Source organism: Aeromonas salmonicida (assembly GCF_028355655.1).
In the GTDB taxonomy this organism is placed as follows: Bacteria; Pseudomonadota; Gammaproteobacteria; order Enterobacterales; family Aeromonadaceae; genus Aeromonas; species Aeromonas salmonicida.
This window is the reverse complement of record NZ_CP110646.1, coordinates 47,506-69,800: the sequence shown is the minus strand read 5'-3', so window position 1 is coordinate 69,800 and position 22,295 is coordinate 47,506. Positions and strand designations below refer to the sequence as shown.

Here is a 22,295-nt window from a genome sequence, read left to right as displayed (position 1 = left end):
GATTTGCCGTTGTCAAACCGCCCAAATTCGCACTTTCGCCGTATGAAAGGCCTGGGCCGCATGATGAAGCCGCCCTATCTGGGCGGCTTCTGCTTGGGTTAACTGAACCCGTCGATCACCGATTTGACGTTATCCGGCATGACAGCATCTGCCACATCCCGCAAACACGGGTTGTTAATGATGGAGCTCAGGATTGAGGCCTGTATGGCCTGGTTGAAAGTGGTTTGCAGGTTGGCCCACATGGCCTCGGCCTCGTCCACCAGCCCTTGCACCTGCTTGTAGGCGGCAGTGATCTGGGCGCTGATACCATCCATGGACCCCAGCAGGTCATGTAACAGCCCCTCGTCCGCCAGACTCATAACGCCGGTCAGGCTGTTGGCGTACTTCGCCACTAGGGCCTCCATATCGCTCAGAGGGGCGCCCATCAGCTCCATGGCGCCGCTCAGCATGTCGGTCCCGCTGGTGGACGTGAGTACCCCAAAGGCAGCACCCAGGGGACCACAGCCGCTTGGAACGCCGCCCATCTTCTGGGCGACCTGGGCGGCCACCCCGAACACGGCAAACTTGCTTGTCACATCCTCCATGCGCTTGTCGATGGCTCCCCCCAGGGCGCCAAGGGTGCCACCAGAGGCGGTGACCGTATCCCGGTAAGCGCCAAACTTCTCGGCCGCTGCCCGGATCTTGGGCGGGATCTTGACGGATGGCACCCCCGGGACAATGGGACCATCAGCTGGCAGACTGGACAAGGAGGTGAATCGGCCTTTCAGACCATTGGCCTGGTCCAGCGCATCGAGCGCCTTGGTGGCAGCCGGCGAGGATAAGCCCGGGCCAGAGCGCAGCGCCTGAAATATGGCTTGGGACTTCGGATCATCTAACATGTGACCACCTGCCCCAGCACCGCGGCCACAACGGTGGCCAGCGACCAAAACACTACCAGGGCGATCGTCACTACCTTACTCGGGCGCTTGCTATTGCTCATTGCGTGGCCTCCTCTGGCGCGGGAATGACGGCCATGGGGCGCAGGCTTTCCACAATGGCGCAGATCAACCGGTCCTTGGCTTGCTGGTGGTCTGGCAATTCTTCAAACGGCACCATGCACGGGTGCTGTTTCAGTTCGGCATCCTTCACCTGGCCATAGACCCAGCCTTGCTCCTGCTTCATCGCCATCCATGACACATGGGACGCTTTGGGACCCGCCGTGGGGTTTCCCAGGTGCAGGCGGACGCCAGCCCTCATTGATTCGCGCTGCCAGTCGGGTGCGAACTCCCAATCAACCTGGGAATAGTCGCCGCTTGCCTCGCAATGGGCCTTGTTCGTTTGGTGGCAAATGCGGGCCACCGCCTCTATCGAAAACTTCATCTTTCAGCCTCCAGCTGGGCGACTGGTAGGCGGGGAAGGGGGTAAGGGAGAGTTAGCCGGCGAGGCCGAGCAGACCCCCCAGGAATTTCAGGATAACCATCGGGTCGAGCAGCAGCACCGGCATATCCTCGGGCTTGATACGCAGCACCAGCACCAGCACATCACGCACGACCAGGCTGTAGAACATCGACAGCGCAAGGACGTACATCACCATGGAGCGGGCATAGGACACGAACCGGCTGGTGCTGGCCGTGCTGAATGCCGTGGTGAGCGCCTGGATGATCTGGGGCTCTTGTTCCACCTTCTTCATCATGACAGCCCATTGCGCCCGTTCGGCGTCGGACGTGAACAGCTTATCGCCGGCATCGCCCAGGGCATTGATAACGCCACCTGCAGCGGTCGCGGCCGCCTCGCCGGTTGCCTTACCCAGACCCAGCATTGAAAGTAACCCCATATAAACCTCCTACTTGATTTGAAAGGTCCCGTCGCCGGTGACAATCACCGACCCACAGGACACCACATCACCCACGACGCAAGTTTGAGCGCCGTTGACAGTGAATCCCTTTGACCCGATCCCCACCCCTCCATGGGGCGGATTGTCGGGCTTTGCATGTTCGGCCCACGCCATGCCGGCGCAATGGACAGACGCGCCGTTGATAGTGAAACGGGCGTCACCCTGGATAGACGGGCGGGGCGGGAACCCGTCATGCCCGGAACATAGCGACCCTTCGATCGCGATCCCGGCCATCAGCTCAACGTCCAGGCGGCACTGGTGCCTTTGAAGGAGTAACTACCGCCCGCCTCAAACGACATATTCCCGCCAGCCTTTACGGAGTAATCCCCCTCGGTTTCGAGCTGGGCATTGCCCTTAACGATCACCTTGAGCGCCCCACCGACCTCCTGCAGCGTGTCGCCGGCGCTGGACTGGTATATCTCCTTCTCGCCGTGGAGCACGATCTGGCCCTCGCTGGTCAGTTCGACGGCCGAACCGCTGGCCTTGTGGGTGAACCGCAAGGCGCTTTCCTTGGTCAGTTCGATAAGGATGCCGTGGAGGCTGTATACGGCGTTTCTGTGATAGGTGGCGGCCTCTGGCTTGGGCTGCTTGTCGCTTCGCTTGTGCTGGTGCGCCAGCGAGCCAGCAAACGCCTCATGCGGCATGTTCAACACCCCATCAGGGGCATACAGGCAGCCGCCTGTGATGATCGGGCAGCGAGTGTCGCCGTGGTCGAACTCGACCCAGACCAGATCCCCCACTTCACAGGGGACCGTGCCGCCCATGTTGGCCCGGGTGCCCAGCTCCAGCTTTGGCTCCGCCCAGGGCAAATCCTCGTTTCTCATGTCATCCCAGAGCCCCAGGACACGGATTTGCACCTTGTAATGGCCCAAGGGGTGATCGACGTTGGTCACAATCGACCGGTGAGAGCCCAATAGTTTTCTCTCGTCGCTCATATCTGGGATACCCCTGTTGTCAGCTTGCAGCGATATTGATTGTCTTCGTCAATGTGGCTCACGGTCATGATCACCTGCTTGGCCGGCATCGACTCATCAAGCACGGCCTCACGGTTGATCCGGTGCAGGCGCACCCCGACCGTCATCCCGGCCGTATAGTTGCCGTTCCCGGGCATGTCGCAGATCAGCGCCGGCACGGTACTGGCCCCCATGCCGTCCAGCTCGTCCAGTGACGCACCAGGAACGAACTTGCGCGGCGACTCCCGGTTAACCGGACTGGCGAGCAGGCCGCCGACGGTATCCCACGACACATAGTTGCGGCGGACCTCCCGGGCGGCAGTGGGGGCCTCGTACAGGGGCTTGTAACCCTGGATCGGGTGCTGTGACTTCTGCGCCTGGTACTCCAGCATTGGGTATCCGTCTTTCTGGCCGCCCAGCATGTTGCGCGGGATGCAGTACACCACTCCCCGGGCCACCCAGATTGCCGCACCCAGATCGCGCTCCAGCTTGCGCAGGACGCTCGAGGGAGTCGCCCCCGCCGTGACGTGATGTGTGACCTTTGCCGTGATAGTGGTCTGGATGGTGTAGCCCGGGAACAGATCGGCCAGCATGTCCTTCACCCGGACACCGATAAAGAACCGGGGGACAGGCGTTGGCTGCTTGAGCGCAAAGATCCCCGCCTCCATGGACTCCACCCGCAGGTTTCGCCCTTCCGGCTGGATGGACACCACGACAAACGAGGACTTGAAGTAGGCACCCCCACGCCCAGTCACATCCCCCATGGACAGTTCCAGCCTGGCGCCACTGACCAGTTTCATGGTGTCGCGCAGGTTGCTATCCAGATCGTTGAGGTTGAGCACCAGCTGGGGGCCATCCAGGTTGATTGATTCGATATAGACACCCCGGGTAAGGCTGAATGTCGGCGCCTCCTTACCGTTGACTTTGATTTGCTGAAAAAACCGCTGTTGCGGCCGCTGGTCACTCATCATTCACCCCCGAACAGAGCCACCGGCTCCAGCAGTGTGTAACTGATTTCCTTCTCCGCGAGCCCCTGGGCCTCGAAGGCTTCCGCTATCACCTCAACGGTGCAGGACAGCGCCATCAGGCGGTCCGTCTCGATACCCGGGCTGGCGTCATCCCAGAGCAGGGCATTGGTTACCACGTCACCGAATGCGTTGATCGGGGTGTGGTAGAGGTGGATCTGGTAGCCGAACTGGCGGGCATGGTGGCGAAAGTACGCCCCCATCAGGGACGAAAGGAGATCCAGCGATTCGAGGTCCCAGCTCAGGATGGCGATCCGGTAGCTCATTGTCAGATGGTGCTGGCTGACATTGGCGGACGAGCCATCAGAGAACGCAATTTCGTCCCAGCGGCGCTTCGGGGCGTACCGGTCCCCCTCGTACAGGGAGTGGGCCAGGTCGCGCTGGAACATGATGATCGGCAGGGCCTGCTTGTTGATAGCCTCCCCGAGCTTGGTGTCTTCCAGGCGGCCACGGCCGGCAGCCCGGAGCGCCTTCATGAAAGAGCGTGGGTCGCTATAGGGCGATTTGATGATCTGCTGGGCTGGTGGACGTGCAAGGAAGGCCCGCACGTCGTTATAGGCGGGGCCAGTGCGCGAGACGGTAGCGCCGCGCAGGGCAGCCACCAGCAGGTTGCCAAAGCCGCGATCCACCCCATCCATGGTGCTGACTTCACGCTCCTCCAGCGGGGTCTTGCTTATCTCGCTCCAGGACAGAATAGGGGGCCTCATACCGACACCCCCACATAACGGATAACCTTGGCGCTGCTGGTGGCCCAGCCGTGCTCCATGGTGGCGCCATTGCTGTTAACCCAGCCTGGCAGCATGTGTACTTCATCAGCGACCACCAGCATGGCCTGGCCGATCAGCATGTACTGATAGTGCTCGAGGCCCATGGGCAGAATGGCCGGGTTCAGGACGATACACCCCTCGGCCTCCAGCTGGGCCGCGTAGTCATTGAAAGCGGGGTGGTTGAAGTCGGCATAACCGGTCATCGGGCCGGCGATATAGACTTTCCGGCGCTCTGGTTGTTGTGTCACTCGTCACCTCCTGTCAGGACTTCGATGGCGGCCTCCCGGGCCTGCTCCAGGTCACCGCACGGGATACAGGTATGCAAGGCACCCACGGCCGCCGTGCCCACTGTCTCGACGTGGTGGATGTACCACCACACGCGCCGGTTATTGCCGTCGGTTATCTCCTCCTCAAACTCCACAATCGAGCCCAGCGGGGCCACACCTGCAGAGAGAAGCAGGATCAGGGTGTCCCCCTCGCCCGTGCCCATGCCGTCGCCCTCGTCCCACATGGCAGAGAACATGGGATCGTCCTGGGCGGCCACCATTGCAGAGACAAGCGCCGGCTCCTGGTAGGTAACGGCTTGCTGGTGGCGGTCCAGCGAACCAAATAGGGCTTCTTCGTCGCCCTCCTCGGGAACGGTCGCTATCCCGGGGGTGTAGAGCAACACGTCGAAGGAATCAGGGTGCCCTTCCACCAGCCGGCGCCAGTCATCGCGCACCAGGTCATTGAATGGGCTATGCCCGCTGTTGCGGGCGCGTGTTAAGACAGGGGGGGTCACTTGATGATCTCCTTGAGCTTGGCGATAGGCATTTTCTGTTTCTTGGCGAAGGCTTCCAGCGCCTTCTCAGTGGGAAGGCCGACCACCTTGAAAGCGTCAGCGAATGCCTCGAACTGGATCTTGAGGCGATCGCGCAGCAGCTCGGCCGCCTGCTTTCTCAGGGCCTCATTGTCAGCCGCCAGCAACCGGGCTTTGTCCTTGGCCTTGGTGGCTTGCTTGCGGGCCTTGGTGGCCTTCTGGCGCAGCAACTCGATCAGTTGCTTGCTGGACTTGATACGGGCCTTGGCGGCCTGCTGGCGTACCTGGTACTTCTCCCACGCGGCCTTGATTTTCTCGCTGTTAACGCCGGTGGTCTTGTTGCGGGCAAGTTCCTTCTCGTCCTCGTCTTCAAACACCTTCTCGGTGCGGCTGTCGTCACCGTAGCCGGCGCGGCGGGCCTGATCTGCCATCTGGCGGCCCAGCACCTTCTGCCAGACAGGCGACTGCATCATCGTCATGGACTTTATGACGTGCTTGCAGGCGAGGCCGGTCAGTTCGGGGTTGGTTATCTTGGGGAATGCGCCCTCTTTGGGTGGAGCGAGGACGTAATTGCCAATGGTCGCCATGTAGCGGTACCGATACTGGTGGTCCCCGCAGTCACAGGCGATGGATATGCGGCCGGCGCAGGCCTTCTTGGTGGCGAGCTCGTAGCTCCTGACCGTGCCAGAGGCGTCGGCCATGAACTCCTCCCACTGCTCCAGACGCAGCTGGACCCGGTGCTCCTGGTGAACTGACACCTCAGAGGCTTTCACGCGGATAGTGGCGATGTTCGACCGGATAGCCACCAGGGCGGCCTTGCTGATCCCGCGCCGGTCGTTGGAGCGGTTGCTGGCCCGGTCAATACGGGTCTTGGCGGAGCGGTGAGCCACCTCAAGGTAAGTGACCCCCGGGAGCCCGCCCATGCGCTTCTTGAACTTCTTGCGCATCTTGTCAAAGCGGATCAGGTCGTCCTGGGTGAACTCGGTCCCGTCCGCCTTGCGACCCAGCCGCACCAGGTCTTGTACCTTGTTGCGGCGGCCCTTGCTGAACAGCGCCGGCGTCAGGGTGCGGCGAGCGCCGCGGCGCTTGGCGTTGTTCTTGCGCTGCACATCCCTGAACACCCGCATAAAGTCGCGGTGGTCCAGGCCTTCGGTGATGAAACGCTCCTTGTCGTCCTGCTCGAAGATACGCGGCATGGTTACAGACCCCCATCCTCGGCAAAGTGGCGGATCGTCTCACGCAGCCAGGAAGCCGTAGGCAGGCGCAGCACCACCCCCACTGGGAGCGGTTCGGCCTCGTCCTCTACGTCAGCCACCACGGAGAACACCCAGCGCAGATCCGCATTGCCATACACCCGGTACGCGGCCAGGTCGCGGCGGTAGGCTTCATCCTGGCGCACCTCGTACTCCAGGATCTCGTCCTGTGATCCGTCGTTCACATGCGCCAGCACCGCGGCGAACAGGTAGGACCGCAGAATGTCATCGGCCACATTGAGCGGCGAGAGGCGGGATAGGTCAGTCATAGCCACCCCTCCCGCGAACCGGCCACCGTGGGCAGCTCAAGCGCCAGAGCATCGTCATAGCCCTTGGTGATGGCGTGAAACGAGGTGATCCGGGCGGCGTCGTCATGGTCAGTCGCCATCTGCCCATACAGCCGCTCCAGGTAAGTGGAGTGCATAGGACCCTGGCACATGGCGCCGTAGATAAGCAGCAGCAGCACCCGGGAGGCGTCTTTGAGCTGGGCCCAGTCGATTTCATAGGTCGCCTTGCCGTTGTCGCCCATCTTCACGTTCATGATCGATTCGCTGATCTGGTACGTGCTGCCGTTGTCGCCCGGGTAAACCAGCCCGCCCATAGCTGACAGGGCGCGGTAACGCTCCATCGCCATGGCAAGCACGGGCCGGCCATCGTTGGTCTTGTCGTCAAGCCGGCAACGGTAGCCAAGGCCATTCATCAGGCCGGTAGGGTCCTCGATCATGATGGTGGCATCGAGGCCGAGCGTGTTGTTGCGGGCCACCATGCTTTCTATCTGCTCGCGGATCTTGCTGATAGAGCGTGGGAGTGTCGTCAGGGAGATAACGTGCAGGGCGTTGGCCGTCAGGGAGCCGGCCAGCATGACCGGGGCCTTTCGGGTTTCAAGGGAGATCGCCAGGACGTTGATTGGTGCGGGTTGGCTCAAGGTACACCCCTAAAAAAAGCGCCCGGAGGCGCTTCAAAATGTAAGGAAGCTGTCAGAGTGCAGAGTGGGTCAGCACCTTGCACAGGCAGTATTACACGACGGGGTTAGGATGTGTGAAATAGCCTAAATTGGCGGCGGCCTTTGCGAGCGACCCCAGCATTTGGGGGATCTGGTCTTCCAGGCCGATCTGGGACCATACATCGAGCAGCATTTCCAGCTCTGTCCCAAACTCTGCTTTCCACGCCGCACGGCCACCCAGGGAGCCTTTGGCGTGTAGCGGGATCAGATCCGGGTACTGCTGGAGAGCCTCGGCATCAGCCGGGGTGTCATGATGCCACATACAAAGGGGCAGGCTGCGATAGTGGGCGCCCAGTTCGGTGCGCCCGGTGACGTGGTGCAAAGAGATAACGGGATTGAATCGCCCCCGTCGCAGGCAGCATTGGCAAGGCAATGCGCCCAGCTTATCCATAACCCGGCGCTCGTCGGCCGTGGGGGTGCGCCCCTTCATGCCGCGGCTGCTTTTCTTGTGGCTGGTGGACCGAACAGGGGCCACCATCTGGGTGGTTTTATGGGCCTCCCGCTTGGCGGCCTGCTTGGTTTCACGCTTGAGCCGCTGGGCGGTGATGTACTCGGGATCTTGCTGCTGAGCCAGCCGCGCCTCACGCTGGCGCTCGGCCAGTGCCGTGGCCTTGGCTCGCTGGGCAGCCTGATAGACAGGATCGGCCAACTTGGCCCGCTGTCTGGCGATTGCACGGCCTTGTGCCAGCCGTGCTTTCTGCCTCGCCTTCTCAAAATCCACTGACTTGGGTTTGGACAGTGCCATAACCCGGGCCTTAGCCGGCCACGCCAAGGTCACGCAGCAGCGCCTGCACCTTGTTCAGTTTCTCTATCTTCTCGGATACCTGGTCCGTCTCAAGGGTGATATGGATGGCGAGCTCGTCCAGTTCGGAGCTCAACCTGGTCAGCTTGTCGAGCTGCTGACGGACACCGGCCACCGCTTCCACCACTTCCACGGCGATGGCGGCTATACGGTCGGTCGCAACCTGAATGCCGTTGTGTTCAGGATCTGCATGGATGCCTGCTGGCGCGGAAATGGAGACAGAGGCGCTTTGATGAATGGTTATTTCGAGAGAGGAGGTCATGCTGGTGGTTTCCGTGTCTGATTCTGATTGGGGGGGGAATGGCTGGCTGGCATCAAAGGCTGCACGGAATCCGGTAGCGGTGGCGCATACCAGACCAGCGCGGCTAAGGCTATGCAGGCAACCCTCTATGGCGTTGTGTGCCAGGTGGCTGCCACGGGCCACCAGCACCGCCCGGATTTGATGGATAGAAAGGACTTCATTGATTAACAAGGCAGCGAACACCTTTTTGGCTTGGGCTGACTGGGCAGATAACAGTCTGGTTAGGCGGGCAGGGGTCATTATTTAGTCCCCCACAGCAGGGCCTGAACGAAAACGGTTGTGTTAGATAGGCTCATACTCTACGATTCCTTTGCTTCTTGATGCGGGAGCCCTCACGGGTCACCGGCACAATTACGAACCCCCCGGCCTCGGCTGGGGGTTTTCGTATCTAAAGCCCGGCCACCAGCCGGGCTTTGTCATTTCTGGCCTTAGCGTTTCGCGGCCGGCTTCGGTTTGCGCTTGGCCGGTTCGGCCGCAGGCGGGGTAATCAGCGTATGCAGTTGCTGGAGCTGGTCGGCCACGAACTGGTTGCGGTCCAGTTCGACGCGATCGCGCAGCTTGCCTATCAACTGATTCAGGGTGCCCTGGCGGCCCTGAGCAACCGCCCACACCTCCATCAGCACTTCCGGCAGCGGACGCCCACCTACAGACACTTCACCCAGCGAAGTGGCAATCACATTCAGCTGGGCATCGTTTTGCTCTGGGGTGTGGTGTAGCACTGCAAGCAACAGGCTGATAATGGCGTTATTGGTCCCCATCAACAGGGCCGCAACTGGCGGGGCCTCTGGGGGATTGTCAGCCGCAGCGCCGTTAATGCAGTGATTCAGGTAGTTATTCGCCACCGCCTGGCGCAGTGCCGCACTCTGATCCACTTCTGGCTGTTGTTCGGCATCGACTGGTAGAGGCTGATCTTTCACATCTTCGTGAGTTGGGGCTTGCAGGTCTTGCATGGTCATTCCTTCAAGGTTGGTGTTTGAGTTGTTGCGGGTCATAGAGCAGGGTCAAGCTGGTAGCGTACTGCCGCCCGCTGCTGCTCTATCTGAGCCAGAGCGCAGGCGCTGGACAGGGGTTGGGTTGCCACAATCACTGTGCCGGTATTCGCAGGGCCTGGCCGACTGGCCGCGCCCACCAGCAAGGGATGATCGGGCGAATCGACAATCACCACTTGGCAGGGATAAGGCATCCCTACGGACTCGGCGATGGCGCCCCCTTGTTTGGGGTTATGGACCGTGAACCGACTTTGCATATGGCGAAGCAGGGCGGCTTGCGCCTTACTTTCAGCGACCACCAGCACGGTGAGGGGGCCGGTCATTTTGCTGATAAGGCTCCTGACAAGGTGGACCATCATCGAGGCTGGAAAGGGCCTGACCCGGCCAACGGTAGTTGCCTGGTCACCGAGCGAGTACGGGTTATGGGGGGCGTCATGTGACATTGGGTAGCGACTCCTGTTACATCCTTGCGTGTAGGGATTTGGGTTAGGATGTTTCAGGGAAAAGGATTACCCATCTGTGGCCGTCAGGCAAGCGATTAGATCTCATTTTAGGTAAATATTTCTGCCTTATTCCTTCTAATAGGAAATGTTTTCCACTAGGATTGTGCGAGTCATGAGATAAATAACGAAACGGAGTTAGGATATGGGAACCATAACCCAGGCGATGATCGCCGCCGCGGTGGAACACCTCAAAGAACCCGCCTTAGAACGCGCAGAGGAGGCGACCATCGCACTGGCTGAACGCTATCAGACGGCCCTCAAAGAGGCTAACTGGGATCTCGAAGTGGCCTTTCCTCATCCTGACGCTGCACGCCACTCTCTCGCCGACTACCAGAGCATAAGGGCGAGGCACAATATGGCAGCCCGCCTTACCTGTCACGACACCACCCGCAACCCCATCAGCCGCCGCATGAAGGACCCCCACTACCGTATGTGGAGCCCTGATAGCGTCGCCGCCCTGGTGAGGGAGGCCCGCGACCTCGCCGCCCAGCAGTACGACACCTTCATCGCCAAGCTGGCGATGAAGATTGAGCAGGACGGTCCCGTGGTCGAGGTGTTCCTGACTGGATCGCACGTCTGGGGGCACTCGACCCTTACCGTGATCCACGCCGATGGCAGCGTCCATAAGTGGCGGACAGAAATGATTATCAACGTGTCGAAACTGGGGACCCTGTTCAACCAGTGGCCCACCCGCAAGCTCAAGCCTGCCAGCCCTGTGAAGCGTAAAGCAGCCTGACCGATCGCCCCGCCCGGGGCTCTCTACTTTCCCGGAGATAAGATGATAGCAACCATGACCCCCGAATTTTTGCAGCAGCTGGTGCTGTCCACTCTGCTGGCAGAGCGTAGCGAAGAAGTCGGGACCGACTACGAAGAAGGCACCTATGAGCAAGGTGTGCGTGACGCTCTGCAATGGATGGCCGGGATCATTTCCGTGCCGCCACACAAGGCCGGTGAATACCCAGAGCTGGCATTACCACCAGAGGCGCTCGAGGAGTTCATGGCCCTAAAGGACCCCGCGGAGCTCTTGCGCATCTGGACCGCAGCGGCCCAAAAAGGGAGTTGCCCTACCCTGGGCCCTACCTGCCGAGGCTGCCCGGATTGCGGGCCGGTAATGGGCTACGCGACCTATCAAGAAATGGTCGGCCCAGGGAGGGAGCTTGTTCGCGAACCCGCCCACCCCCTAGACGAGTTAGCACTCTCTTATCAAGAGACATACGGCCAGCACCACCGGGAGCACCAAGAATGATCCAGACCACGATCCTCTATCACAACGACGCCGACGGGTTCGCCTCTGCCATGGCCGCCTGGTTGCGCTACGGCAACGAAGCCCACTATATCGAGGTGGCCTATGACAAGCCCGTCCCCACCATTCCGGCCGGCACCATCGATCTCTTCATCCTGGATTTCAGCTATTCGCGTGAGGTGTGTGACCAGCTGGCCACCCAGTACCGGCTGGTGGTGCTGGACCACCACAAGACCGCCAAGGCAGCCCTGGAGGGTGCCCCTTACGCCATCTTTGACATGAGCAAGGCCGGCTGCGAGCTCGCGTGGGAGCACTTCTTCCCGGCCGAGCCGCTGCCCGAACTGTTGGCCTACGTGGCCGACCGTGACTTGTGGGTTTGGGAGCTCCCCAACTCTAAGGCGGTGAACGCCTGGATCGCCACCCTACCCAAACGGTTCAGCAAATGGGCAGCCGTGGCGATGGCCGGCATTGGCCCCGAGGCTATCATGTGCGGAGAGGCCATCCTTGCCAGCCATGCCCACCTACTGGAGATCATGGCGAGCGAGGCAAAGTTCATCGAGATCGCCGGCCTGCCCGCCGTGGTAGTGAACAGCACCCAGGCGCTGCATTCCGAACTGGCCGAGTTCTTAGGTCAGCGCTTCCCTGGAGCCGCCGTCGTGGCTATCTACAATGACCAGGGGAACGGCACCCGCAAATACTCGCTGCGCACCACGCGCCCCGATGTGGATGTGAGCGCCATTGCTATCCAGTTCGGCGGCGGCGGCCACCGCAAAGCAGCAGGCTTTGAGCTGCCCGCCCATAGCTACCCGTCCGAGCTCTGCATGGGTGGTGAGTTGAACCACGCCCTGGAGGCCATCAAGCACATGGACCAGATGCTCAAGTCGAAGGGGTGGCAGGTATGAGCCCACTGGAGCAAGACACGGCCATCAAGCCCGTTGTGGCCTGGAAGGTAGACGACGGCGAACACGCCCGGGTTGTGTTTCACCATCATGGCCTGGCCGCCCGCCGAGAGGGGGCTAACGAGCTCGATGCAGACTTTGAATGTGTCGCCTGCAGTCGTGCGCCCCAGTTCGACCAATACGCCAGTATGGGCAAGGTCCCCTCTCAGGCGCTGCTCGATGCCGGCTGGTGGTTCTACTGCCAGCATTGCGATGCAATCGTGACCCAGCGGGAGCAGGACGACGAGGAGCGGGGTGATCCCGTGCTCGAAGGTGAGGTTGTTTACTGCAGCCAGGCTTGCAAGGACAAGCAGGAGGCCACCCGGGCCGAACGTGACGCCGCCTTTGCCCGGTTCCAGGAGGAGGTAACGACTCTGCGCCCGGATCTGGTGTTCACCCACTGGAGCGGTGGCTACCCCATGGTGACGCTGTACGGGTGCTTCCGGTTCGAGGGGGGCCTCTGGGCTGGCACCGTCAGGGATAACGAGGACGGGAAAGGCTTGTGCTGGTCCGTTTGCCAGGAAGATACGTTGGCCTGGGCCACCTACGAAGCCAGCCGGGAGCCTTCATGATGGAGCTGGTATGCACCATGCCCGGGGTTGGCGTGACCCTGGGGCAAACCTTCCGGGTGCTGACCGAGGATGGCCGCACATGGGAGATCCTGCTGGGCGGTGAGTACCGCCGCATCAACAAGCAATCCGGCCGCGTCAGCGGCTGGAAGACCCCACCCCAGTTTGCCCTCAAGGAATGCCCCCATGCGTGACCGCAGCGCCTACGACGAAAAGAACGCCTTTATCAGCCGGCTTATCAAGCCCCTGCCGGAGGCCCACAACAGCACCGACGCCTCTTTCCGTGACATAGAGCTGATCCTGGCAGGCTACCAAGAGAATTACGGGCTGAACCTGGATCCCGACTTCCAGCGCGGCCACGTTTGGACCAAGGCCCAGCGGGTAGCCTTTATCGAGGGGTTGTATCGCGGCACGGTCGGCGAGAGCCAGCGCATCATCCAGTTTAATGCGCCTTACTGGGGCATGGATGAGCATGAAGGCGATCTCCCCAACGAGGTCCAGATTGTGGACGGCCTGCAGCGCCTTACCACCGTGCGTCAGTACGTGGCTGACGAGTTGAAGATCTTCGGCGGAGTGGTGGCATCCGACTTCAACGACTCGCGCTACAGCGTCAAGATGAGCAACTGGCGGCTGCGATTCAATATTCACACCTTCATCTGGCGCGATGAGCTGCTGCGCTACTACCTGGACATAAACAGCGGCGGCACTCCACACAGCCCCCAAGAACTGGAACGGGTGCGCGGCCTGCTGGTGGCCGCCCAACAAGAGGCAAGACCATGAGCTCAACAGAACCCGCCTCTTACTCGCTTGGGCTGCTTTGTATCAGGGAGGGCAAGGGCGCTGGCATCAAGAAAGGCCAGATCGTTGAAGTGCTGGCCGAAACACCCACCAGCTGGGAGATCGAGCTGGTGAAGGAGCGCCGGCAAGTCAGCAAGTTGAGCGGCCAGATCCGGGGGGACTGGGATTCTCCCTGGTTCACCCTTACCGTCATTGAATCGAGGAAAAAGAACATGCTGGGCTGGCTACGTGGACGCTTGAAATGGTGGATCGCAGGTAAGGAACTGGCCGAACTACACCGCTGGCGGGTGCAATGGCACGAATACCGGCGCTGGCTGGCCGAGTTCAAAGAGGTAGGCGAAGCCCTAGACAGCATGAAAGCCAATGTCGAGGGCCAGAGCCTGGACGCCTGCCTGCCACCTACAGGGGAGGGCCCCTGGACGGTTGAGGGCGTCAGGGCCAGAGCCAGAGCCAGAGCCATGAGGCATCCCTGGAATCAGTAAGCACAAGGGCGCCACATTGGCGCCCTTTCTTCGCCCCCATGCCGGCCTATTTAACATATTAAACCGGTGACGCGGTTGCCATACCAGAGGCCCACCAGCCGACAGGTGGTGACGCGACACCGCTCACAATTCAGTCTCATTCAGCGTCAGTAAGCTCCATTTGAAGTAATATGTCAGTCCCAAAACGGAGGAATGCCATGAGAACTGTAGCGAGGAAAGGGGACCCAACAAGCACGGGAGGAGCGATTCTTGATGGGGACAGCTGCTGGCTCAGTGAAGGGTCACCCACAACCTATATCGGAATGATAGCGACCTGCCCAGCTTGCAAAGTCGGACAAGGCCCTATCGTGGCCGTAGGGCCCCGCTCCATCATCGGCCCGGGCGGGCCGGTAGCGCTGCAGGGCGATTATGTGGCTTGCGGCTGCCCACCAATGAGCAACACCATTCAGCCAGCCCAGGGGACAACTGTCGGCGACAACCAGGGCGGTGGAGCAAGTGCCAGAGCGGCCTCGGCCCCCACCAGCGCCCCAGCACCAGTTGAATTGCCAGCCGACGCTCCAGGGTTCTGGCCCCCGTACAACCCGATCACCGGCAAACAACTCGACGTTACCTACACCCACAAAGAACAGATCATTGCCTTCCTCACCCTGGATGAAGCCAGGGAGCTCTGGAACCAGCTCAACGGCAAAGAGGTCGCTGGCAACATCAAGACAGTCAAAGACTCCGCCGAGCGCGTAAAGCTGGCCCATGACACCGCCAAAGGACTGGGCGGCCTTGGGGTTCTTGCATACACCAAAGTGATAAATGGTGAGCCTTACACCATCGTCAAGAACTACCAGCTAGTAAGAAAAACCATCCCAGGCAACATCTGGAAGGCCGGCAATCCGAACATATTGAGGCTGGGGATTGGGGTCAGGGCAAACACACACCTGGTTAAGATGGGGATCGTTGCCGACATTTACTTCACCGTCTCGGTGAATCTGATCCAATACTGGGCCAGCGATGAGCGCGACACTGTGGCGCTATTCGGTAACATTGGGGCCGACATTACAAAGGGGCTGATTGCATCTGGCATAGCGCTGGCCCTGACTGGATTTGCCATGTCAGTTTTGCCGGTCACAGTCATGGCTAGTGGGATCTACTTCGTCGCCGGCTCCATTGGTGCAGGCTGGGCGATAGACCAACTCGATGACCAGTTCAAACTCACGGAAAAACTGACCGACACGATCAGAGAGAACATTAAGGAATGACACGCGAACCAATGCCGCTAACTTTAAGGGTTGGCGGCCTTTTCATGTTAGGCACCAGCGCCTTGCTTGCATGGTCGGCTGGGAACGCTGCTTGTGAACTACTGGCATTAGTCACAGGCACCCCACCAGATCCTTTGGCGACCCAAGACTGGCGAGGATGGATTGCAACCGCATTCGCCGCGGCTGGTGTACCTTTCTGCATATATCTAGGCGCTAGGCTGACACTTGGGAAGTACCGGCCAGCGCCCGACACATCAGCAAGTACCGTTCAACGTAACAGCCGCATTGTCATAGTGTGCGCTGGACTAGCCATCCTTGCTGGGTTGTTTGGCTGGTGGCTCGCCAGTTCTTCAACAGAGCGTTTGGGCTGGCAATCATGCGAGGTACGCCAAGGCACATGGAAGTTCAGCAAAGGCATTCTCTCTCGTGACTGCGTAGCTCATGGACTCAAGCCCAAGGAGAAGCAGCCCCGTAAGCCGCCAGAGGAGCGGGTGATCAGTGAGTCGGCTCATGGATTTGGCGTCCTTTTTGGTAAGCCAAACCCCGATTACACACCGCCAGGGAGGCTAGTTGATAGCCCGGACTTTAAATTGACGATTCCAGATCATCGCTGGGAAGAGGTCACTATCAGCAAAAAAGAGGGCAAGCCAAGCGCGGCGGTAGGTGTAGATAAGTGAGAGCTCGCGGGACAGCCGCAACATACCCAGGATAAGGAAGCCCCAGCGAACTGGCCGGGGCTTCACTGTCATATCACCGCATCGACGACTTCACACCTTCCCAGCTCGGCAGCGAGCCATGGCTGACTCGCCGGCCAGAATGTCACGGCAGTAGCGGATCACCATGCGCTCACTGGTCCAGCGGCCGGCCTGCATGATCTCCAGGGTGTTGTATCCCTCGGCCGCCAGATCCTGGGAGGCACCCACCCGGGCGGAGTGTCCGGACCAGCGCGGGATCCCCAGGCGCTCGAGATCCAGCTCCATCCACGCCTTGGCGAAGATGTTCTCCACCGTATCCACCGACAGCGGCCCCCCGACATAGGCCGGCTTGTTGTGCTTGGTGACCTTGCCGAATAGCTGATCACCCCCCTCCAGCTTGCGGTCGGCCGCCTCCAGGTACTCCAGGATCAAGCGCATTGCCTGGCGCGACAGCGGCGCTTTGTCCGGTTCGCCCGAATGGTTCGTCTTGCTGATAGGAATGGTCAGCACAGCGGTCCCGTCGGGATTGAGTTTGATGTGCTGGCAGCGAATGCGGGCCACCTCGGACGCCCGCAGCAGCGTTTCATAAGCCACCACCAGCAGCGCCAGATCCCGCTTGCGCACCAGGTAATGGGATTGCCCCCAGAGCTCTACCAGGCTATCGAGGTGAACCTCGCGCAGCGCGGAGGCCTGGTCGATCGTCTCCTCGGCCTTCACCTTGGCCCGCACCAGGGCGGCAAAGGTCCCCTGCAAACGCTCATCGGTGGTCGGGTCCGGACAGCCGGCCGCCCGGTGAACCCGCCCAATAGCCCAGCGGTCGATCGCCAGTGTGTTGCGGTGGACGCTGGTGGCCCGCTCGGTCAGATAGGCCTCAACGTCGGCCACGTCGGCCGGTAGTGGTGACCGGTCACCCGAATTCGCGCACCAGGTAGCGAACCGGGACCAGGCGCCGGTCAGGGATTCAATGGTCCGCTCGGAGTAGCGGCCGGCTCGCACCTGGAATTCCTCCAGGAACTGGGCGATTGCTTCCTGGATGCGAGGGTGTCGGTCGATACGATGGCCATGCAGGCGAGCGCGGCGGATCAAGTCGCCCAGGTCGCTCGGGGTGAAGGCGTCGAGATCGAGTTGGTCGATGGTGGCGGTGAGTTCGGCAGGCAACATCTTATCGCCGGCGAAGATTGCGAGTTGAGTCATGGGAAAGGGTCTTTTCTTGTTGTTTGGGCGCGTCGGTGAGTATAGCCCCATTCGCGTCAATTCGGAATAATTGTCATTAGTCCGAATTGATAAATCTTAGCAAGTGAGAGGGTGATTGCCTCCAGCATTGCGCGAGAGGGCCCGGATGGCTCGATCCACCATAAGGAGCCATAAAGAACCCAATCAAACGCCTGTTTACAATATAAAAAACTACCCGCGTCACACTTTGCGGAATTTTCGGTTAATTGGTGAGCTTTCCATTTTTTCGGATAGCGGCTTTCCTTGCCACTCGCGGAGGATGCTGAGAAAATCCGAGCCACAAAGAATAACAAGCTACACGCTATTTGGGCGGGATGAATGGATAGCAAGCTATCATTAAGAAGTGTTGTTAACGACATTGAATTTATTTACACGCGGGCCACTAATAACCAACCAGCACAATTTAAACTTCCACCCAACATTGCTGACATAGAAGCAGTAAGTCCCGCCTCTGATATTTTATCGGTCTGGATTACTTACCAGTTCGCAATACCTGACGAGTATGGCGACGAACTCTGTCACATCCAAAAACTATTTATTTCCGCCATGAAGAAACACCGACATGACCGACGCACCTAAACGAACTGAACCTCGCCAGCAGGGGCGCGAGAAATTGATTGGCATAGTTAGGGTCGTCCTTAGTGGCGCCCTGATAGGCTGGCTTTTGAGTCGGATCCCATTGGAATCCGGCGCTTGGGTAGCACTCGGACTCCTTATGGTGGCCCTCCCCCTTAACATCCTAACCCCGAACTCTGTTCAGCTCTGTGTCAGGATTACCGGCGTTACCGTGGCTTTGGTCACACTAAGCCAACTCATCGGAGGAGATATTTTTATGGTTTCAGCCGTAGCTACATGGATTGCTTTGGCTACCATTGCAGTGAACCGCTACATAAAGCGCGGGTAACCGACGCGCCCAGCCATACTCTGGCGCCAAGGGTGACAATCCTGGCGCCACTCCCCAAAAAGACGCCCCCCCCATCCGGGGTTGCACTATCAATCCAAATCCAGCCCGCCTCACTTCCTAAGCCCCTGATCATTGACTTGCACAGTCCTTTTGTGAGCTACTATGATCTCTATACACTTAATAAACCACCCTACAAAGAAGGCGGTCAACGTTATGGCAGTAGATATTTCCCGGTACGAAAAGTTCTTGGAAGTTCGCAATAACGCAATAAAGATAATCGAGAGCTATTCAGTTCATCATGAACTAAAGGGTGAAGATGAAGAATACTCTCAACTTAAAGCACTGGAAAATAGTGAGGCTGCCCAGCAGCCTAGCGGGGGCTATTTAACAGGCGAACAAAACGAGCCGGATAATAACAACACCAAACCAGCCACTAAAATAAGGCACGTTGGAATTATAACGAACCACAGCCACATTATGGAGCTGGAAAGATTAATTCAGGAATGGGATAACAGAGCTAGAGACTTAACAGCAGCCGACCCCCTTAGATTTCCAAAAACAGCATTTGTATTGGCACCAATCCCCCAAGTGATATATGGGGTAGGCTCCATGTCTATCGCCGTAGGGGGTGCTACTACCAGCAAGAAATTCACCAAACAGAGCTTTCTAGGGCGCTATGACCGCGCAATTAAACACGCCCGCCAGGCCGAGCAGGTAAGCCACAATAACACCCTCCTCAAACAGCTGGAGCGAGAACGGGCGTTATTGGCAGCAGATAACGAAACCCACTACCGAGTACGGAATAAGTGCGGGACTGAAACAATCTGCACGGTCACATTTACAGACGGCACAACCAGCCGGGTTCGCGTCCCTCGCGTTGGCGTCGCGTTTGCCGCACCATTTGGGGGTATAGAAATACGTAAGCCCCGCATGATGAGCCCTCGCTCTGACCGCTTGGAGCATATGGGCGTCGAGCCCCTTGATTGCTCGTTATCCGGCCTGGCCGGACTGGTATATAAGGAATCGGAGATTATTAAAGCCAGGGAAGAATACAACCGTCGCAATAAATAAGGCGAGCCATCAGGCTCGCCTATTTAACAGTCTTCGGCCACCATCGCCGCCGCCCAACCGGCCACAGATTCGCGCTCGGCAACCATATCCTCGGTGATGACCATATCTGCCGGGATGTAGTCGGCTATAAAGCCAAAACAGTAGGTATCCCATCTATCCGGGGAGGGTAACCCCTTTTCCTTTCGCATAACCTCCTTCTTCATCATGCACCAGCGGCCCATTTCATCGAGCCTGCAGGGGAGTCGTGACGCCTGATCCATCGTCTTTTCGTGCTTATCCAGGCGCAGACGGCCAGATTTCACCGCGTCCCGGGCCATGACATTGGCGAACGCCCGCTTATTGAGGAACCGCTTCTTATCCTCCTGGGAGAAGCACGATTGACCCCAACGTATGCGCTGCACCTGCCGCCCCGCCTCCTCCAGGATCGTTGCTGTATCGGCGCCTACGCCGTCGCCGTCCACGGCTATGGAAATGTTCGGGTATTGCTCTGGCGTGTACTCAGCGGCCACCAGGCGGCCAAAGTTGACGGGGTCGATAGTCCCCGGCCACTCCTTCACGCTCAGGGGCACAATCCGCCGCTCTAACCGCTCACCACTGACCCGCACCAGCGTAGCCACCGAACTGTCACGGCCGTTACCCACGTCCACCAGCAGCAGCCATCCCCAGTCCTTCGCCAGCTTGGGCATTGCCCTGGTAGCCTTCTCGCAATCGTCACGCGACAGCAGATATTCAGACGACGTGCGCGGGAACTCGCCCCGCACCTTGATCATGTACTCGGGCGCGTCACGGGAGCCGCCATACTCGCGGATCTTGGCCCGGATAAAGGCGATCGTGACCAGGGGGGATTGCTCAGAGTTGAGCTTTATCGACGTGTACCCTTCCGCGTCGCCGGCGTGGCGCTTCTTGAGCTTGTGGTGAGTGTCGTAGAAGTAGCCGCTTGGCCGCGTTGGCTGGCTCAGCAGGAGGATCCGGTTGTCCGTCTCGGTCAGGGCGCCCGTCATGACACCAAACGCCTTATCAGAGACGCCGGAGGCCTCATCCACGATGTAGAACAGGTGCGCGGCGTGTTCGCCGGCCAGCGACTCCTCGTTGCCGATACGGCAACCCTTGGGGGAGACGAACCAGACGCCCTTACTGGACCGCTCGAAGAAGGTGGTTTCGGTCAGGACAAAGTATTGCTCTATCCAGGGGTGGCGACGGCACAGCTCCTTGTAGTTCTGCTTGAGGTACTTCCAGACCACTGTCTGAACCTGGCCTATCTTGTTCGCCACCACAATGACGCGAGCGCCCGGGAAACAGAGCATGAAGATAAGGATCATGATACTGGTCATGTCTGACTTGCCGGTACCGTGGCCGGAGGAAACGGACGTTCTCGCCCCCGTCTCCTGGGCAGAGTCCAGAATGAGCTCCTGCTGCCAGGTGGGCTCCTTGGCGAACAGCTCCACCGCTGCAAGGGTCCAGTCATAGCGGTACCGCTTCACCAGGTCGAGATAGCGGGGGTCCTTGGTAATCGAGCGAATGCGGGCCATTACTCGAAGCCCTCGGGATCGTCGTCATCCAGTACCACATCCTCCGGGGTCCAGGTGCCATCGTCACCGATCAGTATCACCTCCCCCTTATCTGGGTCCTCGGTGCCGGCATTGGCAAAGTCTCCCTCACCCAGCAGCTCGCCGGCGAGGTGGGCGGCCTCATTGGCAATGACTCCCTCGATCAGCAGGGCCCGCTCAGGCATCCACTTATCCCGGATGAACTGGCGTTTCTCCATGTACGCCCGGGATTCTCTCTCCAGCTCCTCGGGGGTGATGCCGCCACCATTCTCGGTGGTGGGCTCCAGCCAGGTGATTTCCTTAAGCATTTCGGCATGAAGGGCCGGTGGCAGGTCTAGATCCTCACGGCTGAACAGATAGGCCGTCTCGGTGGCGCTCAGGGATTCCCGGGTCCGCTGATCCAGCAGCTCCGCGGTGCGGGCTATGCGCTCGCTGCGAGTGAGAGGGTGACGGTTCCACTCGGCCAGTGCCATGCGCCGTTGCTCGAGGGCCATCTTGTCGCGGTCCAGTTCGAGCTTGAGCACTCCCAGCTTGTGACGGGCTATCGAGGATTCCAGCTCCGTCATGCGCTGACTGATACCAAAGACAGCCTGGGCCTCGGCCTGGTCGCGGGGCATCTTATTGCCCTCGTCATCTATCCAGGCACCGCCCTCTAAGTAGTTGGTCTCTATCCGTTTGAGGATCTGGTTCTGTTTGCGATACATGGTCATGTACCGCCCCTGGGCGAGAAGGAGATCGCGATTGCCATAACTGGTGGCCAGAGCCAGGTCGCGTATCTCGTCATCGATCTCTAGCATGGAGCAGTAGCCGCCGAAGTCCATTGTATGGACCCCGCCAAAGTCGCCGTAGCGTTGGCCGTCGCCGCCGTTATTTGGGCGCGTCGGCCAATGCTCCCGAGAATTTTGATCAGCTGTTCGCCCTGATCCTCTCGCGTCTGCACCCCCCCCTGATCTGCCCCCTGACCCACCCTTAATCGGCCCCTTTTGGGCCTGTTTCCTGCCTTTTGGCGCTGCTTTCGCCTTCTGACCGGGTTGATCAGATGCAATGTGATCAGATAAACGCTCTTGATCAGATGCGCTTATCTGATCAGATGCAGCCACCTGATCAGATGTGTGAGCCTCGCGTCTCGACCCCTTACCCTGCTTGCTCTGGCGGCTCTCGGCGGTCATCTGGCGGGCCTGCTTACGTACCACCTTACCCACCCTGATCGCAGCGTCAGAGGGTGGTTTCCCGGCCGGTTCTGCAACCTGATCAGCTGGCTGACGCTCAGCCAAGGCAGCGGCCACCGCGGCGGCCA

Annotated in this window: 27 protein-coding genes and 1 pseudogene; 10 read left to right on the top strand and 18 right to left on the bottom strand. The window is 59.7% G+C overall.

Annotated features, from left to right (window positions below; translation table 11 throughout):
* Positions 1–98: 98 nt before the first annotated feature.
* From ONZ54_RS23110 to ONZ54_RS23040, 15 genes are all read right to left on the bottom strand, one after another.
* Entirely contained in the window at positions 99–878 is a 780-nt protein-coding gene (locus ONZ54_RS23110; RefSeq protein ID WP_271788355.1) for a DUF7217 family protein, read from the bottom strand.
* A gap of 97 nt (positions 879–975) precedes the next feature.
* The gene (locus ONZ54_RS23105; protein ID WP_271788354.1) at positions 976–1,359 is read right to left on the bottom strand and encodes a RyR domain-containing protein; all 384 of its coding nucleotides are present in this window, start codon (positions 1,357–1,359) and stop codon (positions 976–978) included.
* A gap of 52 nt (positions 1,360–1,411) precedes the next feature.
* A complete protein-coding gene (locus ONZ54_RS23100) occupies positions 1,412–1,813 on the bottom strand; it encodes a hypothetical protein (protein WP_271788353.1) in 402 nt (133 codons plus the stop codon).
* Positions 1,814–2,106: 293 nt separating this feature from the next.
* Positions 2,107–2,808 carry a phage baseplate assembly protein V gene (locus ONZ54_RS23095; RefSeq protein ID WP_271788352.1) on the bottom strand — a complete coding sequence of 234 codons (702 nt, stop codon included), beginning with the start codon at positions 2,806–2,808 and terminating at the stop codon, positions 2,107–2,109.
* The gene (locus ONZ54_RS23090) at positions 2,805–3,797 is read right to left on the bottom strand and encodes a hypothetical protein (RefSeq protein WP_271788351.1); all 993 of its coding nucleotides are present in this window, start codon (positions 3,795–3,797) and stop codon (positions 2,805–2,807) included. Before ONZ54_RS23090 ends, ONZ54_RS23095 begins: the two co-directional genes overlap by 4 nt.
* Positions 3,794–4,558, bottom strand: a complete 765-nt coding sequence (locus ONZ54_RS23085; RefSeq protein WP_271788350.1) for a hypothetical protein — start codon at positions 4,556–4,558, stop codon at positions 3,794–3,796. The genes ONZ54_RS23090 and ONZ54_RS23085 overlap by 4 nt, the downstream gene beginning before the upstream one ends.
* The gene (locus tag ONZ54_RS23080; RefSeq protein ID WP_271788349.1) at positions 4,555–4,866 is read right to left on the bottom strand and encodes a DUF4406 domain-containing protein; all 312 of its coding nucleotides are present in this window, start codon (positions 4,864–4,866) and stop codon (positions 4,555–4,557) included. The genes ONZ54_RS23085 and ONZ54_RS23080 overlap by 4 nt, the downstream gene beginning before the upstream one ends.
* The gene (locus tag ONZ54_RS23075; RefSeq protein WP_271788348.1) at positions 4,863–5,399 is read right to left on the bottom strand and encodes a hypothetical protein; all 537 of its coding nucleotides are present in this window, start codon (positions 5,397–5,399) and stop codon (positions 4,863–4,865) included. Before ONZ54_RS23075 ends, ONZ54_RS23080 begins: the two co-directional genes overlap by 4 nt.
* Positions 5,396–6,613, bottom strand: coding sequence for a hypothetical protein (locus tag ONZ54_RS23070; RefSeq protein WP_271788347.1), 1,218 nt, complete (start codon positions 6,611–6,613; stop codon positions 5,396–5,398). Before ONZ54_RS23070 ends, ONZ54_RS23075 begins: the two co-directional genes overlap by 4 nt.
* Before the next feature lie 2 nt (positions 6,614–6,615).
* A complete protein-coding gene (locus tag ONZ54_RS23065; protein WP_271788346.1) occupies positions 6,616–6,855 on the bottom strand; it encodes a hypothetical protein in 240 nt (79 codons plus the stop codon).
* Positions 6,856–6,935: 80 nt separating this feature from the next.
* Positions 6,936–7,595: a hypothetical protein gene (locus tag ONZ54_RS23060; RefSeq protein WP_271788345.1), complete on the bottom strand. Its 660-nt coding sequence runs from the start codon at positions 7,593–7,595 to the stop codon at positions 6,936–6,938.
* Between the two features lie 91 nt (positions 7,596–7,686).
* Positions 7,687–8,418: a Ref family recombination enhancement nuclease gene (locus ONZ54_RS23055; RefSeq protein WP_271788344.1), complete on the bottom strand. Its 732-nt coding sequence runs from the start codon at positions 8,416–8,418 to the stop codon at positions 7,687–7,689.
* Between the two features lie 10 nt (positions 8,419–8,428).
* Entirely contained in the window at positions 8,429–8,947 is a 519-nt protein-coding gene (locus ONZ54_RS23050; RefSeq protein ID WP_271788343.1) for a hypothetical protein, read from the bottom strand.
* 257 nt (positions 8,948–9,204) lie between these two features.
* Positions 9,205–9,726 (bottom strand): hypothetical protein, encoded by a 522-nt coding sequence (locus ONZ54_RS23045; RefSeq protein ID WP_271788342.1) that lies wholly within the window; start codon positions 9,724–9,726, stop codon positions 9,205–9,207.
* Positions 9,727–9,764: 38 nt separating this feature from the next.
* Positions 9,765–10,088, bottom strand: a complete 324-nt coding sequence (locus tag ONZ54_RS23040) for a hypothetical protein (protein WP_271788341.1) — start codon at positions 10,086–10,088, stop codon at positions 9,765–9,767.
* A gap of 322 nt (positions 10,089–10,410) precedes the next feature.
* Here ONZ54_RS23040 and ONZ54_RS23035 point away from each other — a divergent pair, with 322 nt between their 5' ends.
* The 9 genes and pseudogenes from ONZ54_RS23035 (at position 10,411) to ONZ54_RS22995 (ending at position 15,548) form a co-directional block, all read left to right on the top strand.
* The gene (locus ONZ54_RS23035; RefSeq protein WP_271788340.1) at positions 10,411–11,004 is read left to right on the top strand and encodes a hypothetical protein; all 594 of its coding nucleotides are present in this window, start codon (positions 10,411–10,413) and stop codon (positions 11,002–11,004) included.
* A gap of 42 nt (positions 11,005–11,046) precedes the next feature.
* Positions 11,047–11,514, top strand: coding sequence for a hypothetical protein (locus tag ONZ54_RS23030; protein ID WP_271788339.1), 468 nt, complete (start codon positions 11,047–11,049; stop codon positions 11,512–11,514).
* Positions 11,511–12,413 carry a DHH family phosphoesterase gene (locus ONZ54_RS23025; protein WP_271788338.1) on the top strand — a complete coding sequence of 301 codons (903 nt, stop codon included), beginning with the start codon at positions 11,511–11,513 and terminating at the stop codon, positions 12,411–12,413. Before ONZ54_RS23030 ends, ONZ54_RS23025 begins: the two co-directional genes overlap by 4 nt.
* The gene (locus ONZ54_RS23020) at positions 12,410–13,021 is read left to right on the top strand and encodes a hypothetical protein (protein WP_271788337.1); all 612 of its coding nucleotides are present in this window, start codon (positions 12,410–12,412) and stop codon (positions 13,019–13,021) included. The genes ONZ54_RS23025 and ONZ54_RS23020 overlap by 4 nt, the downstream gene beginning before the upstream one ends.
* On the top strand, positions 13,018–13,212 hold the full coding sequence (locus ONZ54_RS23015; RefSeq protein WP_271788336.1) for a hypothetical protein: 195 nt from the start codon (positions 13,018–13,020) through the stop codon (positions 13,210–13,212). The genes ONZ54_RS23020 and ONZ54_RS23015 overlap by 4 nt, the downstream gene beginning before the upstream one ends.
* Positions 13,205–13,798, top strand: coding sequence for a DUF262 domain-containing protein (locus ONZ54_RS23010; protein ID WP_271788335.1), 594 nt, complete (start codon positions 13,205–13,207; stop codon positions 13,796–13,798). The genes ONZ54_RS23015 and ONZ54_RS23010 overlap by 8 nt, the downstream gene beginning before the upstream one ends.
* Positions 13,795–14,298: a hypothetical protein gene (locus ONZ54_RS23005; protein WP_271788334.1), complete on the top strand. Its 504-nt coding sequence runs from the start codon at positions 13,795–13,797 to the stop codon at positions 14,296–14,298. Before ONZ54_RS23010 ends, ONZ54_RS23005 begins: the two co-directional genes overlap by 4 nt.
* Positions 14,299–14,468: 170 nt before the next feature.
* Positions 14,469–14,714, top strand: a pseudogene (locus tag ONZ54_RS23000) (PAAR domain-containing protein); the annotation flags it as partial.
* 15 nt (positions 14,715–14,729) lie between these two features.
* On the top strand, positions 14,730–15,548 hold the full coding sequence (locus tag ONZ54_RS22995; RefSeq protein WP_271788434.1) for a hypothetical protein: 819 nt from the start codon (positions 14,730–14,732) through the stop codon (positions 15,546–15,548).
* 767 nt (positions 15,549–16,315) lie between these two features.
* On the opposite strand, the gene ONZ54_RS22990 is transcribed toward ONZ54_RS22995, so the two are convergent.
* Positions 16,316–17,437 carry a tyrosine-type recombinase/integrase gene (locus ONZ54_RS22990; RefSeq protein ID WP_271788333.1) on the bottom strand — a complete coding sequence of 374 codons (1,122 nt, stop codon included), beginning with the start codon at positions 17,435–17,437 and terminating at the stop codon, positions 16,316–16,318.
* A gap of 1,156 nt (positions 17,438–18,593) precedes the next feature.
* Between ONZ54_RS22990 and ONZ54_RS22985 the strand changes: the two genes are divergently transcribed.
* Positions 18,594–19,451, top strand: coding sequence for a hypothetical protein (locus tag ONZ54_RS22985; RefSeq protein ID WP_271788332.1), 858 nt, complete (start codon positions 18,594–18,596; stop codon positions 19,449–19,451).
* 23 nt (positions 19,452–19,474) lie between these two features.
* Here the strand turns inward: ONZ54_RS22985 and ONZ54_RS22980 are convergent, their stop codons facing one another.
* Both ONZ54_RS22980 and ONZ54_RS22975 read right to left on the bottom strand, forming a co-directional pair.
* Positions 19,475–20,980: a terminase gene (locus tag ONZ54_RS22980; RefSeq protein WP_271788331.1), complete on the bottom strand. Its 1,506-nt coding sequence runs from the start codon at positions 20,978–20,980 to the stop codon at positions 19,475–19,477.
* Positions 20,980–21,795: a hypothetical protein gene (locus ONZ54_RS22975; RefSeq protein WP_271788330.1), complete on the bottom strand. Its 816-nt coding sequence runs from the start codon at positions 21,793–21,795 to the stop codon at positions 20,980–20,982. The genes ONZ54_RS22980 and ONZ54_RS22975 overlap by 1 nt, the downstream gene beginning before the upstream one ends.
* Positions 21,796–22,295: the final 500 nt, after the last annotated feature.

What these genes read in the sequence shown, in the direction of transcription:
- ONZ54_RS23105 (WP_271788354.1), bottom strand. Translation starts at nt 1,359, where the DNA reads ATGAAGTTTTCGATAGAGGCGGTGGCCCGCATTTGCCACCAAACGAAC.
- ONZ54_RS23055 (WP_271788344.1), bottom strand. Translation starts at nt 8,418, where the DNA reads ATGGCACTGTCCAAACCCAAGTCAGTGGATTTTGAGAAGGCGAGGCAG.
- ONZ54_RS23005 (WP_271788334.1), top strand. Translation starts at nt 13,795, where the DNA reads ATGAGCTCAACAGAACCCGCCTCTTACTCGCTTGGGCTGCTTTGTATC.
- ONZ54_RS22980 (WP_271788331.1), bottom strand. Translation starts at nt 20,980, where the DNA reads ATGGCCCGCATTCGCTCGATTACCAAGGACCCCCGCTATCTCGACCTG.
- ONZ54_RS23020 (WP_271788337.1), top strand. Translation starts at nt 12,410, where the DNA reads ATGAGCCCACTGGAGCAAGACACGGCCATCAAGCCCGTTGTGGCCTGG.
- ONZ54_RS23085 (WP_271788350.1), bottom strand. Translation starts at nt 4,558, where the DNA reads ATGAGGCCCCCTATTCTGTCCTGGAGCGAGATAAGCAAGACCCCGCTG.
- ONZ54_RS23040 (WP_271788341.1), bottom strand. Translation starts at nt 10,088, where the DNA reads ATGACCGGCCCCCTCACCGTGCTGGTGGTCGCTGAAAGTAAGGCGCAA.
- ONZ54_RS22985 (WP_271788332.1), top strand. Translation starts at nt 18,594, where the DNA reads ATGGCAGTAGATATTTCCCGGTACGAAAAGTTCTTGGAAGTTCGCAAT.
- ONZ54_RS23010 (WP_271788335.1), top strand. Translation starts at nt 13,205, where the DNA reads ATGCGTGACCGCAGCGCCTACGACGAAAAGAACGCCTTTATCAGCCGG.
- ONZ54_RS22995 (WP_271788434.1), top strand. Translation starts at nt 14,730, where the DNA reads ATGAGCAACACCATTCAGCCAGCCCAGGGGACAACTGTCGGCGACAAC.
- ONZ54_RS23100 (WP_271788353.1), bottom strand. Translation starts at nt 1,813, where the DNA reads ATGGGGTTACTTTCAATGCTGGGTCTGGGTAAGGCAACCGGCGAGGCG.
- ONZ54_RS23045 (WP_271788342.1), bottom strand. Translation starts at nt 9,726, where the DNA reads ATGCAAGACCTGCAAGCCCCAACTCACGAAGATGTGAAAGATCAGCCT.
- ONZ54_RS22975 (WP_271788330.1), bottom strand. Translation starts at nt 21,795, where the DNA reads ATGCTAGAGATCGATGACGAGATACGCGACCTGGCTCTGGCCACCAGT.
- ONZ54_RS23110 (WP_271788355.1), bottom strand. Translation starts at nt 878, where the DNA reads ATGTTAGATGATCCGAAGTCCCAAGCCATATTTCAGGCGCTGCGCTCT.
- ONZ54_RS23090 (WP_271788351.1), bottom strand. Translation starts at nt 3,797, where the DNA reads ATGATGAGTGACCAGCGGCCGCAACAGCGGTTTTTTCAGCAAATCAAA.
- ONZ54_RS23095 (WP_271788352.1), bottom strand. Translation starts at nt 2,808, where the DNA reads ATGAGCGACGAGAGAAAACTATTGGGCTCTCACCGGTCGATTGTGACC.
- ONZ54_RS23030 (WP_271788339.1), top strand. Translation starts at nt 11,047, where the DNA reads ATGATAGCAACCATGACCCCCGAATTTTTGCAGCAGCTGGTGCTGTCC.
- ONZ54_RS23070 (WP_271788347.1), bottom strand. Translation starts at nt 6,613, where the DNA reads ATGCCGCGTATCTTCGAGCAGGACGACAAGGAGCGTTTCATCACCGAA.
- ONZ54_RS23015 (WP_271788336.1), top strand. Translation starts at nt 13,018, where the DNA reads ATGATGGAGCTGGTATGCACCATGCCCGGGGTTGGCGTGACCCTGGGG.
- ONZ54_RS23025 (WP_271788338.1), top strand. Translation starts at nt 11,511, where the DNA reads ATGATCCAGACCACGATCCTCTATCACAACGACGCCGACGGGTTCGCC.
- ONZ54_RS22990 (WP_271788333.1), bottom strand. Translation starts at nt 17,437, where the DNA reads ATGACTCAACTCGCAATCTTCGCCGGCGATAAGATGTTGCCTGCCGAA.
- ONZ54_RS23035 (WP_271788340.1), top strand. Translation starts at nt 10,411, where the DNA reads ATGGGAACCATAACCCAGGCGATGATCGCCGCCGCGGTGGAACACCTC.